Origin of the sequence: Rahnella sp. AN3-3W3 (assembly GCF_003263545.1) — a bacterium.
GTDB classification, from domain to species: Bacteria; Pseudomonadota; Gammaproteobacteria; order Enterobacterales; family Enterobacteriaceae; genus Rahnella; species Rahnella variigena.
Map to the genome: position 1 here is coordinate 1 of NZ_JYDG01000013.1, position 12,743 is coordinate 12,743.

The 12,743-nt window shown below is 53.7% G+C and carries 11 protein-coding genes; 3 read left to right on the top strand and 8 right to left on the bottom strand.

From position 1 onward, the window contains the following. Positions 1 to 97: 97 nt before the first annotated feature. A complete protein-coding gene (gene rdgC, locus UC15_RS05300) occupies positions 98 to 1,012 on the bottom strand; it encodes a recombination-associated protein RdgC (protein WP_112287473.1) in 915 nt (304 codons plus the stop codon). Between the two features lie 210 nt (positions 1,013 to 1,222). On the opposite strand from rdgC, the gene mak reads away from it, so the two are divergent. Further along, positions 1,223 to 2,143, top strand: a complete 921-nt coding sequence (gene mak / locus UC15_RS05305; protein ID WP_112287474.1) for a fructokinase — start codon at positions 1,223 to 1,225, stop codon at positions 2,141 to 2,143. Between the two features lie 61 nt (positions 2,144 to 2,204). On the opposite strand, the gene UC15_RS05310 is transcribed toward mak, so the two are convergent. From UC15_RS05310 to sbcD, 5 genes are all read right to left on the bottom strand, one after another. Continuing rightward, positions 2,205 to 3,026 carry an ABC transporter ATP-binding protein gene (locus UC15_RS05310; protein ID WP_232829820.1) on the bottom strand — a complete coding sequence of 274 codons (822 nt, stop codon included), beginning with the start codon at positions 3,024 to 3,026 and terminating at the stop codon, positions 2,205 to 2,207. Further along, the gene (locus UC15_RS05315) at positions 3,023 to 3,787 is read right to left on the bottom strand and encodes an ABC transporter permease (RefSeq protein ID WP_112287475.1); all 765 of its coding nucleotides are present in this window, start codon (positions 3,785 to 3,787) and stop codon (positions 3,023 to 3,025) included. Before UC15_RS05315 ends, UC15_RS05310 begins: the two co-directional genes overlap by 4 nt. Before the next feature lie 11 nt (positions 3,788 to 3,798). Then, the gene (locus tag UC15_RS05320; RefSeq protein ID WP_112287476.1) at positions 3,799 to 4,812 is read right to left on the bottom strand and encodes an ABC transporter substrate-binding protein; all 1,014 of its coding nucleotides are present in this window, start codon (positions 4,810 to 4,812) and stop codon (positions 3,799 to 3,801) included. Between the two features lie 236 nt (positions 4,813 to 5,048). Further along, the gene (sbcC, locus tag UC15_RS05325; protein ID WP_112287477.1) at positions 5,049 to 8,297 is read right to left on the bottom strand and encodes an exonuclease subunit SbcC; all 3,249 of its coding nucleotides are present in this window, start codon (positions 8,295 to 8,297) and stop codon (positions 5,049 to 5,051) included. Continuing rightward, entirely contained in the window at positions 8,294 to 9,532 is a 1,239-nt protein-coding gene (gene sbcD / locus UC15_RS05330; RefSeq protein WP_112287478.1) for an exonuclease subunit SbcD, read from the bottom strand. The genes sbcC and sbcD overlap by 4 nt, the downstream gene beginning before the upstream one ends. Positions 9,533 to 9,769: 237 nt before the next feature. On the opposite strand from sbcD, the gene phoB reads away from it, so the two are divergent. After that, on the top strand, positions 9,770 to 10,459 hold the full coding sequence (gene phoB, locus UC15_RS05335) for a phosphate response regulator transcription factor PhoB (protein ID WP_112287479.1): 690 nt from the start codon (positions 9,770 to 9,772) through the stop codon (positions 10,457 to 10,459). Between the two features lie 22 nt (positions 10,460 to 10,481). Next, entirely contained in the window at positions 10,482 to 11,801 is a 1,320-nt protein-coding gene (phoR, locus tag UC15_RS05340; RefSeq protein WP_112287480.1) for a phosphate regulon sensor histidine kinase PhoR, read from the top strand. Between the two features lie 31 nt (positions 11,802 to 11,832). Here the strand turns inward: phoR and UC15_RS05345 are convergent, their stop codons facing one another. Together UC15_RS05345 and UC15_RS05350 are read right to left on the bottom strand one after the other, a co-directional pair. Next, entirely contained in the window at positions 11,833 to 12,165 is a 333-nt protein-coding gene (locus tag UC15_RS05345) for a DNA-binding transcriptional regulator (RefSeq protein ID WP_112287481.1), read from the bottom strand. Next, positions 12,158 to 12,553, bottom strand: a complete 396-nt coding sequence (locus tag UC15_RS05350) for a type II toxin-antitoxin system RelE/ParE family toxin (RefSeq protein WP_112287482.1) — start codon at positions 12,551 to 12,553, stop codon at positions 12,158 to 12,160. Before UC15_RS05350 ends, UC15_RS05345 begins: the two co-directional genes overlap by 8 nt. Positions 12,554 to 12,743 lie beyond the last annotated feature (190 nt).

The window sequence follows — 12,743 nt, forward strand, 5'->3', positions numbered from 1 at the left end:
TCTTCGTACTTGTGTAAATACCTGACCAAATAATATACAGACACAGTACAAACAAAAAGGCGCTCATGAGCGCCTTTTTTACGTTCTGCATCCGGTGTTAGCGTTGTGCTTCGCCGCCCAATGCTTCGATCAGGTTCTGGATAAGCGCCGCCAGTTCACCCGTCATCAGCACGAAATCAGCATCGAAACGTCCGGCGAAATCTTCGCGGTCGATGTCTTCATTTTGATCACGAATAACGTCGCTGAATTTCAGGCGTTTAATGCTGCCGTCGTCGGCCAGTACCACGGCAATACGTTCCTGCCAGTCAACGGCCAGCTTGGTGACCAGTTTGCCATTTTCGATATGCGTGGCGATTTCGTCACTGACCAGCGCCTGTTTTTTACAGCGGATCACGCCGCCTTCTTCCAGAATTGCTTTCAGCTCGGCTTCGTCCTGTAAGGTGAAACCGGCAGGCGTTTCGCCTGAACGTACCCATTCGGTCAGCGTCAGCTCGATCGGGCTTTCCATGGTCAGCGGCACCACCGGCAGCGAACCGAGGCTTTTACGCAGCAGCGCCAGCATATCTTCGGCTTTCTTGGCGCTGGCGGCATCGACCATGATCAGGCCGTTAACGGTATCAATCCACATGAACGTCTGGCTGAAGCGGCTGAATGCACGCGGCATCAGGCTGTGCAGCACTTCATCTTTCAGGGAATCTTTTTCGGTCTTTTTCAGCTTGCGGTGCTGTTCGCCTTCGAGCTGATCAATTTTGGCCTGTAACTCCTGTTTGATAACCGGAGAAGGCAGAATTTTTTCTTCTTTGCGTGCGCAGATCAGGATCTGCCCGCCGTTGACGTGAGTCAGCGCGTCGCCACCGTGAGAACCCATCGGTGAAACCCAGCCGGTTTTCGCCATATCCTGGCTGCCGCACGGGGTAAAGGTGAAAGCACTGAGCTGTTTTTCCATTTCGTCAGCAGATAACGAAACTTCACGGCTCAAACGGTAAACCAACAAATTCTTAAACCATAACATGGCGTTATCCCTGTCCCGGCGCACTCGTGGTACGCTGAATAAATGAATGCAGGGCGGCATGATAACCAATTGAGCGCCGGTCGTCGTTAAGAAATCGCCGTGGCCTGTAACATTGCATAACAGCTTATTCTGGTGACAGAGGCCACTGGCTTCTAAACTGAACAGAATCAGAAAAACTGACGCTGCAGGACATAAAAAGGAGAATAAAACGTGCGAATTGGCATTGATTTAGGCGGCACAAAAATAGAAGTTATAGCGTTATCGGATGAAGGCAAAGAGCTGTTTCGCAAACGGGTCGATACGCCGAGAAATGACTACGAGCGCACACTCAAGGCGATTGAAGGGCTGGTGCTGGACGCCGAGAAAGGCACCGGACAGCGCGGCAGTGTAGGGCTGGGGATCCCCGGCACGTTATCGCCGTTTACTGGCAAAGTGAAGAATGCTAATTCGGTCTGGCTGAACGGTCAGCAACTGGATGAGGATCTGGCGCTGTTGCTCAAACGCGAAGTGCATATTGCAAACGACGCCAATTGCCTGGCGGTTTCCGAAGCCACCGACGGGGCAGGTGCAGGCCGCCACACTGTATTCGCCGTGATTATCGGCACCGGCTGCGGTTCCGGCATTGCGCTTAACGGCGTGGCGCACGCGGGCGGCAACGGCAACGCAGGCGAGTGGGGCCACAATCCGCTGCCGTGGCAGGATGAGGAAGAAATCCAGTTTGCCCGCGAAGTCCCGTGCTACTGCGGAAAATCAGGCTGCGTCGAAACATTTGTCTCCGGCACCGGTTTTGCAGAAGACTACTTCCGTCATTCCGGTCAGCGTTTAAACGGCGCAGAGATTATTGCGCTGGTTGAGCGGGGCGATGAAACGGCGGAACTGGCGCTGGGTCGTTATGAGCGTCGTCTGGCTAAGGCGCTGGCAAACGTAGTGAATATTCTCGATCCGGACGTGATTGTCTTCGGTGGCGGCATGAGTAATGTGGATCGTTTGTATCAGACCGTTCCGCTGCTGGTTAAACAATGGGTATTTGGCGGGGAATGTGAAACGCCAATGCTCAAAGCGGTTCACGGTGATTCGAGCGGAGTGCGCGGCGCTGCCTGGCTGTGGCCGCAATCGCGTTTTGCGTTGTAAGTTCTTCATCAATTTTCAGGGGGCAGAGTTTGCGTCCCTGATTTCATTCATAATCCAGCAGTTAAAGCGCCATCTCCCGTTTAAACACGTCCAGCGTGTGCGCCTTCACGCGGATAAATTCCGGGTGGCTCATGATTTCAGAACCACGCGGACGCGGCAGGTCAAACGGCACAATTTCTGCAATCTGCGTCGGTCGCCGTGTCAGCAGTAAAATCTCATCCGCCAGAAACACTGCATCCTCGAGATCATGCGACACAATCAGCATGGTGACGCCAGTCGCCAGCTGCACTTCCTGCAATTTATCGCGGATAAACAGCGTCATCTCGAAATCCAGCGCCGAGAAAGGCTCGTCGAGGAACATCACTTCCGGACGCGTCGCCAGCGCCCGCATGATGCACACGGTTTGCTGCTGGCCGCCGGAAAGCTCATACGGATAGCGTTTCAGGTCGAAGCGGATATCAAACATCTGCGTCAGTTCTTCGACCCGCGCATTCACATCCGCTTTGCTCATGCCGTGGCGGATCAGCGGGTAGGCGATGTTGGCGCGGGCACTCATCCACGGAAACAGCGCGTCGCGGTAGTTCTGAAACACATAACCGATGGTGGTCTGCGCCAGCGTTTTGCCGTCGAACAGAATGTCGCCTTTATCCACCGGGATCAGCCCGGCGATCATGTTCATTAACGTCGATTTACCGCAGCCGTTCGGGCCGAAGATCGACACGATCTTTCCACGCGGTAAGTCGAGATTGAGATCGGTATACAGCGGCTGTCCGGCAAACGCCTTGCTCAGTCCGCGGATCGTCACATGGGTATCCGGGCGCGTGGCGTACTGCGGCAACTGCGGGCCTTTGTAATCGGGGTTCAGCGAGAGAGGTTGCGTCATGCTTTGCTACTCCAGTGGACGGTTTTTTTCTCGAGCAGCAAAAAAGCCAGATTCAGCAGATAACCCAGCGCGCCGGTGATCAGGATCGAGGCGTACATGTCTTTGATGTTAAACACCTGCTGGGCATCGATGATCCGGTGGCCGAGGCCGGTTTCCGATCCGATGAACATTTCAGCGACGATCACGATCACCAGCGCAATTGACACACCGGTGCGCAGGCCAACGAAGGTTTGCGCCAGGCTTTCCATCAGCAGAATGTCTTTAAAAATATGCCAGCGGGAAATTCCCATCACTTTGGCCGCCATCAGCCGGGTTTTCTTGGCATTCATCACGCCGTACGCGCTGTTAAAGAGGATAACCAGCACCGCGGCAAAGGCGGCGATGGCAATTTTATTAGCATCGGTAATGCCGAAAATCAGCATAAACAGCGGGATCAGCGCTGATGACGGCGTGGAGCGGAAGAAGTCGATCAGAAATTCCAGGCTGCGATAGATCTTTTCATTGCTGCCTAAAATGACGCCGAGCGGCACGCCTATCACTGCGGCAAAAGCAAAGGATACCAGCGTGCGGTAAAGGGTTGCGCCGATGTCGGTGCGCATGGAAGCATCGAAAAATGACTGGAACATGTAGCCAATCGTCTCGACGGGCGAGGGCAGAAGCACCGGGTTCAGCCATTTTGCGCTGACGGCCAGTTGCCAGAATAAAAACAGCAGCACAGGGCCGACCAGCGGCAGTAACCTTGAAGACCAGCGTGAAGTCATCCTGTTTCTCCTTATCCTTTATAAATCAGCGAAGCGACATCCACCGGTTTGCTGAAGATTTTTCTTTCCGTAAAGACGTCATAAAATTTCTGGAACCATTGCAGGTTGTCGCCTTTTAAATCGGGATACATCACAAAGCCCGGCAGCGGCACCTCTTTCACCAGCGCCGGTTCTATGCTGGTGTAACCGGCGACGTTTTCGCGAGCCTTGTCAGGATGCGCCGCAATGAATTCCACCGCTTTCTGATAAGCGGCAATAAACTTTTTGGTTTCTTCCGGTTTGCTGGCGATAAAACTGGAGTTCAGCGCCGCGGCGCCGCCGAACCAGGGCGCGTCTGCATTGCCGAGCACGTATTTAGAAATGACGCCGGTTTCCAGCGTGCGGGAAAGGTTTTTCATGCGCCCGACGGTGCCGGTGGGTTCAAGTGTATACACGCCGTCAATTTGTCCGGCGGCCAGCGCAGGTGCGTGCTGCCCGACCGGCAGTTCGATCACTGAAGGATTAGTGAAACCATTTTTCTCCAGAATGATCTTCGCCATCGTCACGTTCTGGATCCCCGGCCCGCAGGCGATCTTCTTACCTTTCAGATCGCTGATCGCTTTCGCAGTGCTGTTCAGCGGCACCAGAAATTCATCCAGAACCAGCTGATGATTGGACGGATTCGAGCAGATGATTTTGAACAAATCCGGTGAGGTGATAGCCCCCAGACCCAGCGCGCCTGTGGCCGTGCCGTTAGCGCACCCGTGGATCCTGCCGGTAATCATCCCCTCGACAATTTGCTGTGCGCTGGCGAATTTAACGCCTTTTACATTCAGTCCGGCTTCTTTAAAAAAGCCCTGTTCCAGCGCCACATATAACGGTAAACCGCCGACAATCGGCCAGTAACCAATGCGGATTTCATCGTCATCAGCCGCAAAGACCGAGGTCGGGATCATACCGCCAAGCGTGGAGACGCCGCCGGTGATGGCGAGCCATTTCATCAGCTGGCGGCGTTTTTTATCGACTTCAGGTTTGATGTTATTCATGGGCGGTTCCCTTAACGGTTATGCAGGCGCTGCAACTTGTACTGCAACTTGTATACATAACGTTAAGCACAGTGCGTGCCAGTTTGTCAGCAGGAGGGAATAAGCGGGAATTCAGCGGGTTGGAAACAATGAGCGCACTGCGCTGGTGCGAATTTTGCGCAGTTGCTCACAATCAGGATCCATTGCGGAGCAGATGGCTAGCAATATACCCGCCAGTTGCTCCGCAGGATAATCTGTCAGACTTTAAATTCACTGCTCAGGCGGCTGACGCCCAGACCGTTCACCTTAGTCACTTTGATTTGCACCGGAATACGGTCTTTCATCGCTTCCACATGGCTGATCACGCCAATGGTTTTGCCCGAGGCATTCAGGCTGTCGAGAGCGTCCAGCGCGGTATCCAGCGTATCGGCGTCGAGTGTGCCAAAACCTTCGTCGAGAAACAGCGAGTCGATGCGGGTTTTATCACTGACCAGATCAGACAGCGCCAGCGCCAGTGCCAGACTGACCAGGAAGCTTTCACCGCCGGATAAGGTGCGGGTATCGCGCACGGCGTCCGCCTGCCAGGTATCGACCACCTGTAATTCCAGCGCATCGCTGGTTTTGCGCTGCAACAAATATCGCCCGTGCAGTTTTTCGAGCTGAAGGTTCGCCAGATACACCAGATGGTCGAGCGTCAGTCCCTGCGCGAATTTACGGAATTTTGCGCCGTCGCTGGAGCCAATCATCTGATTCAGATAACCCCAGTCATCGCAGGTCAGCTGCGCCTGGGCAATCTGAGCTATCAGCGCCTGTTGTCCGCTGTGGCGTAATGTGTCACTTTCCAGCTGGTTTTTCACTTCGCCCAGACGTTGCTGTAAAGCTTTCAGCTGTTGCGTCAGTTCTGCCTGCTGCGCTGTCAGAACGTCAAGATCGCTTTCTGTTTCACTCAGATGAGCCGGGCGGGCAAGACGATGTTTTTCGAGCTGCTGACCGGCATCCGCCAGTAATGCCTGCGCCTGCGCCAGTTGTTGTTGCAGATTTTCTTTGCGTTGCTGAAGCTGCTGACGAAGTGCGTCATCCAGCAGCGCCAGTTTCACCGCGGCTTCATCGGCAAATCCGCTGGCACTCAGCGCCTGTTGCCACGCCTGCTCCGCCTGCGTCAGTTGTTCTGTGGCCTGCAACTGTTGCTGTTGAGTGCCCGCCAGTTGCCCGGCCAGCTGATCGCGCTGTTCCTGCGCTTTTTGCAATGCGGTTTGCGCGTCACTGACCGCTTTTTCTGCCGCCTGTTGTTGCTGATGTAAGTGCTCGCGAACCTGCGCCACCTGGCGGTTGCCGAACAGTTCAAGGCGTTGAGCAGTCAGTTCTGAAAGGTTTTTTTCGCCTTCTGCAAACAACTTTTGCAGCCGTTCGACGTCTTGCTGAGATTTCGCCTGCGTCTCTTCCAGCCGGGTAACGCGTTCGGTCAGCAATGCGCTTTGCTGCTGCACTTTCTGCTGCGCGTTCAGTGCGTCATTCAGGGCATCTTTCGCCTGTTGCAGCGCCCGGGCCAGCTGTTCGTGCTGGCTAATCAGCGCCTGCGATTGTTGTTCTTCTTCATCACGGGCGGTCAGCCATTGAGTGATGTCGGCGGTGTCATGTAGCGTAAACGTCAGGTTCAGCGGTGCGCTGAGCTGTTGCCAGTTTGCGGTATGCGCATTCAGTTGCTGCTGGTCTTGCTCCAGCTGGATTTGCAGCCGCGTTTGCTGTTCTTTCAGACTTTTAATTTTTGTTGCCAGTTCGATACCGCTGGCTTTTACCGCATCGAACTCCAGTTGCATTTTCTCGACGCGCTGCGCCGTTTCAGAAGGTTTGACCTCCTGATAATGTTCAATCGCCGGATGCGATGTGGAACCGCACAGCGGGCAGGCTTTGCCGCTTTGCAGATTCGCACGTTCGGCTTCGAGGCTGACGATCAGCATTTCCTGTTTATGCAGTGCTTTAACGTCGTTGAGATGCTCCAGCTGTTTCTGACATTGCAGGCGGATGGTGGCCAGACGCTGTTCTTCTTCAGCCAGTTGCGTCTGATACTGTAGGAAATCTTTTTGCTGTTGCTGCACGCGCTGATTAAGCTGCGGGAAAATTTGAGCGAGTGAAAACAGCTGTTGCCGCACCGGACGCAGCTGCGTGAGTTCGGATTGTCGTTTCTGCAATGCTGCCAGCGGGTGCTGTTTTTCCTGCTCAGTCAGACGCTGTTGCGCAGTGTTAAGTGCGCCGGTCAGCGCGGTCTGGCGGGTCGTATGCTGGCGGCTTTCTTCGTCCAGCTTCTGTCGTTCGGCGGTCATTTGCACCAGCGTCGCGTTATGCTCACTGACAAGTTTCTGCACATCAGTGACAGACTGCTGTGTTTCAGTCAGTGATTTACGCAAACGGGTGATTTCGCCATCCAGCGGCAGGATTTTTTCTTCGATCAGCGTTTGGGTCTGACGCTGTTCTTCCGCCTGTTTCTGACGTGACGTTTGTGCCTGCTCCACCGCCAGATTCAGCGGCGTCATTTGCGCGATTTGCTGTTCCTGCTGCTGCGTCAGGTGCGCCAGTTGCTGCTGAAGACGTTGCGATTCATCCTGACAACGCTGGCGATCGTTGAGCAACGGACGCAGTTTTTCTGCCGGTTCGCTGCGCGCCAGTTGCTGTAACTGCGGCGCGGCGGCCAGATTTTCCTGCTCGGCGGCGGTCAGTTCTTGCTGAGATTGCTGCTGTTTTTGCTGCACCTGCTGCCACTGTTGCAGCCAGTTCAGATCCTGCTGGCGCTGTTGCGCCTGCTGACTGAGCGTGATTTCCTGCGCGTTCAGTTCAGCAAGTTGTGCTTCAAGCGTCTGGCGCTGTTCTTCGCTGAGCAGTTCGATCCCGGCCATGCGCTGGTGCAGACCATCAAGCGTTATCCGCGCTTCTTTATGTTGCTCAAATACTCGCTCAGACAGCAGCCCGTAAATTTCGGTGCCGGTCAGTTCCTCCAGCAGTTCGGCGCGGTCATTGGCATCGGCATTCAGGAATGCGGCAAATTGCCCCTGAGACAGCATCATGGATTTGGTGAAGCGACCGAAATCCAGCCCGGTCAGTGTGGCGATGGCATCGAGTTTATCGCGCACTTTATCGGCCAGAATTTTGCCGTCGGCCAGCAATGCCAGCTCTACTTTCGGTGCCTGCAGATTGCCGTCCGGCGAGTTTTTGGCGCGGCGCTGACTCCAGAACGCGCGATAACCGACGCCTTTGACTTCAAACTCCACTTCGGCCAGCGATTCGGCGGTGTGGCGCGTCATCAGCTCGTTCTGGCTTGGCGTGATGTTCAGACGTGGCGTCTGATGATACAGCGCCAGACAGATGGCATCGAGCAGGGTGGTTTTCCCCGCGCCGGTCGGGCCGGTGATGGCGAACAATCCGTTGCTGGCAAAAGGCTCAGCGGTGAAATCAATTTTCCATTCGCCTTCCAGCGAGTTCAGGTTTTTTAAACGCAAACTGAGAATTTTCATTGTGCGCTGTCCTCCGCATTCTGACCGCTGGTGACCTGTTCAACAACCTGCGCAAACAGCGTGCGCATCCGCGCCTGACGTGGTTCGTCAGGATCCGGTTCCAGTGCCAGCCGTCTTTCAAAGACGTCACTGACGCTCAGTTCGCTGAGTGTCTCTTTTTCCTGTTGCTCAATGCGGTTGATACGCTGTTCTTTACTGCGGCGTAAAAGCACCACTTCTACTGGCAAATCTGCCGTCAGCGCCTGAATGCGGCGCTGAATATCACTGAGATAATCCTGCGTGGCGACTTCAATATCCAGCCACACCGGTTTGGCCGGATCGCCGCCTTCGAACTGCGCCAGTTGTTTTTCGATTTCTGCCAGCGAGCCTTTGATTATCTGCATGGGCTGGAAAACGGGAATCTCCAGCGTGTCGATGGCGTTGAGCGTCGCGCCCTCAAAGTCCAGTAAGTACACACTTTTGGCTTTACTCAGTTCATCAAAACTCAGCGCAATCGGCGAACCGCTGTAACGGATATGTTCGGTTTTGGCGACGCACTGTGCGCGGTGGATATGACCAAGTGCCACGTAATCGACCGGCGGAAACGCCTGCGCGGGGAAGGCATCGAGTGTGCCTATATAGATGTCGCGCACGGAATCGGAGGTGCTGACGCCAACCGTGGTCAGATGGCCGGTAGCAATGATCGGTAGCGAAACGCCGAGTTCGTCGCGTTTGGTCTGCGCGGCCTGCCACAACGCGTCATAATGCGCGGCGATGGCTTCCTGCAATGCCAGCTGTTTGTCGCTGCCGGATTGTCCCGCCTGACTGGCGAGCAAATCCCGCGGACGTAAAAACGGAATAGCGCAAAGTACCGCGCCCGGTGTCCCGTCACGCTGGTTGAGCACTAAAATCTGTTCAGAGAGGTTTTCGCCGACGGTCGCAATCACCCGCGTATTCAGGCAGGAAAGCAGTTCTCGCGATTCATTGAGCGTGGCGACAGAATCGTGATTCCCCGCCAGTACAATCAGCTGACAGCCGGTTTGTTGCAACTCGACGACGAAGCGGTTGTAAAGCTCGCGGGCATAGCTGGGCGGGGAACCGGTATCAAATATATCGCCTGCCACAATCACGACATCTACCTGATGTTGCTGCACCTGACCAGTCAGCCAGCGCAAAAATGCCTGATGTTCGGCGGCGCGGCTTTTGGTGAAAAAGTACTGGCCGAGGTGCCAGTCTGACGTGTGGATCAGGCGCATGAGACTCCCGTATGGATCTGGATGACGACAATGGGGCAAAGTATAAACGTCGGCGGGGGACGCTGTCCCCGATAAATCAGACCAATTTCAGCGAGATGGCAGCTGAATAGAAGAAATGTCTCTGTCATATTTGACTGTAATGAACCATCCTTTCTATTCATAAATCTGTCACAAAACTGACGCATAATGGCGCCCGCAATCAAATAAAAGATCGCTAACCTATTGGCAGGACCTACGATGGCAAGACGTATACTGGTGGTTGAAGACGAAGCTCCAATCCGTGAAATGGTGTGTTTTGTACTGGAACAGAATGGCTATCAGGCAGTAGAAGCTGAAGATTTTGATTCAGCCGTTGGCCAGCTGGTAGAACCTTACCCTGAACTTATCCTGCTCGACTGGATGTTACCCGGCGGTTCCGGTATTCAGTTTATCAAACATCTCAAACGTGAAGCGCTGACCCGCGAAATTCCGGTGATGATGCTGACCGCCCGCGGTGAAGAAGAAGACAGGGTACGCGGCCTGGAAGTCGGTGCCGATGATTACATCACCAAACCGTTTTCTCCAAAAGAATTGGTTGCCCGCATTAAAGCCGTGATGCGACGCATCTCGCCAATGGCGGTGGAAGAAGTGATCGACATGCAGGGTTTAAGCCTGGATCCGTCGTCTCACCGTGTGATGGCCAACGAGCAGGCGCTCGATATGGGGCCGACCGAATTTAAATTATTGCACTTCTTTATGACCCACTCCGAACGTGTTTACAGCCGCGAACAGTTGCTCAATAACGTCTGGGGCACTAACGTTTATGTGGAAGATCGCACGGTAGACGTGCATATTCGTCGTTTACGTAAAGCGCTGGAAACCAGTGGACATGACAGAATGATCCAGACTGTTCGTGGAACCGGATACCGTTTTTCAACGCGTTATTGAGTCCCCACAGCGGAGAATCTGTGTGCTAGAACGTTTGTCATGGAAACGATTGGCCGGTGAATTCTTTCTCTTTTGCCTGCCCGCGTTAATCCTCGGTATCTTCGTCGGCCATTTCGGCTGGCTCCTCTTTGCGTCGCTGCTGGCGGCGCTGGGCTGGAATTATTACAACCAGCTCAAACTCTCTCACTGGCTGTGGCTTGACCGCAGCATAACCCCGCCGAATGGCCGCTGGAGCTGGGAGCCTTTGTTTTACGGGCTAAACCAGATGCAGATGCGTAACCGCCGTCGCCGTCGCGAATTAGGTCAGCTCATTAAACGTTTCCGCAGTGGTGCCGAATCATTACCCGATGCGGTGGTACTGACGACGGAAGAGGGCAATATTTTCTGGTGTAACGGGCTGGCGCAAGATTTGCTCGGTTTCCGCTGGCCGGAAGATAACGGACAACACATCTTTAACCTGCTGCGTTATCCCGAGTTTCGTACCTGGATCCAGACCCGTGATTTCAGCCGTGCCCTGAATCTGCAACTCAATAACGAGCATTACGTCGAGTTTCGCGTTATGCCTTATTCCGAAGGGCAATTGCTGATGGTGGCGCGTGATGTTACGCAGATGCGTCAGCTCGAAGGTGCACGTCGTAACTTCTTCGCTAACGTCAGTCATGAACTGAGAACCCCGCTGACTGTATTGCAGGGATATCTGGAAATGATGGAAGACGCCAAACTGGAAGAGCCGTTTCGTACCAAAGCGCTGGACACCATGCAGGAGCAGACGCGGCGCATGGACGGGCTGGTCAAGCAGCTGCTGACATTGTCGAAAATCGAAGCGTCAGCAAATATCGATATGCACGAGAAAGTCGATATTCCGGTAATGCTCGGCATGCTGGAGCGCGAAGTGCAATCCTTAAGCAGTGGCCGTCACGAAGTGGTGTTCCGTGTAAACGAGAAACTGAAGGTCTTTGGCAATGAAGATCAGTTACGCAGCGCGGTGTCGAATCTGGTGTACAACGCCGTCAACCACACCCCGGCGGGGACGCGGATAGAAGTCAGCTGGCAACAAACGCCGCATGGCGCGCAGTTCCAGATCAGTGATAACGGGCCGGGTATTGCGCCGCAACACCTGCCGCGCCTGACTGAACGTTTCTACCGTGTCGATAAAGCGCGTTCGCGCCAGACGGGCGGCAGCGGTCTGGGGCTGGCCATCGTCAAACACGCCCTGAGTCATCACAACGCAAAACTTGAAGTGATGAGTGAAGTCGGCGTCGGTACCCGCTTTATATTTACACTGGCACCGAAACTGATTGTTCCTCAGGAACAGGCCAGCCAAAGCGATGTGAAGGGATAAAAAGAAGCCACAGCCCACGCTGTGGCTTCTTTTAGCAGATGATTTGTAAACCTTTTTCTTCGATCAGCATCAGTAAGATCAGAGCAGCACCGGTGGGTTTGGTTTCATCCCGCTCCCATTTTTGAATGCTGTTAGCCGACATATTGATGAGTCTGGCCAGCACGCCCTGGCTGATTTTTTCTTTTTCCCGCAGCGCGCGTATACGTTCGGCAGAGCTTTCTGCAAAGGCTCTCAGCCTTTCCTCCTGTACGGCTTCATCCACAATGTTGTTAATTTCGCGCATCGTGGTTTGTGAAACCACGCCAGATGAATCATGGAAGCGTTGAGCCATCCGCTGCAGTTTTAGCAAACGTTCATCAACCATTAGAAATCACCTCTTTAATTAATCCAGTTCGAAGCTCTATTTCGAGTTGCTGCTCTGTGAAATTGAGCAAATCTTTAGCAATTGCCTTATACAAAGACAAAAGTTTGTCGGGAATTTCAGGCCCGTTCTTGCGGACACTGTGTTTCAGCCAGCCATCGATATAAAAAATCTTATCTTCAAAACGGAAAGCGACGATGGCACGGCCAAACCCTGATTTCGACCTTCCTGTCGGTGCAATTCTTTTCTTGTAAATGTTGCCAGACAAATCCGCATCAAAAAGTCCGTTTGCCAGTTCATGTGCAGACTTGAGGATATCCTTTTCCGACAGTTTGTTATCGGTCATGAAGTCGTGAAAATCCTCTGTAACAAAAATACGTAAACCGTTCATGCCATCGTCCCTGGTAAAATAAACTATAGTATTTATTACTACAGATCGCAAGGCTGCAAATATTGTTCAGCATCATGAAACATCGCGAAGTGAACATGAATTTTATTCACGTCCCATGAAGATTCCTCTGTTGCCCGTGAAGCATCTGCATGACAGTATCCTGTTAAAGACGTTTAGACATCCAGATGTC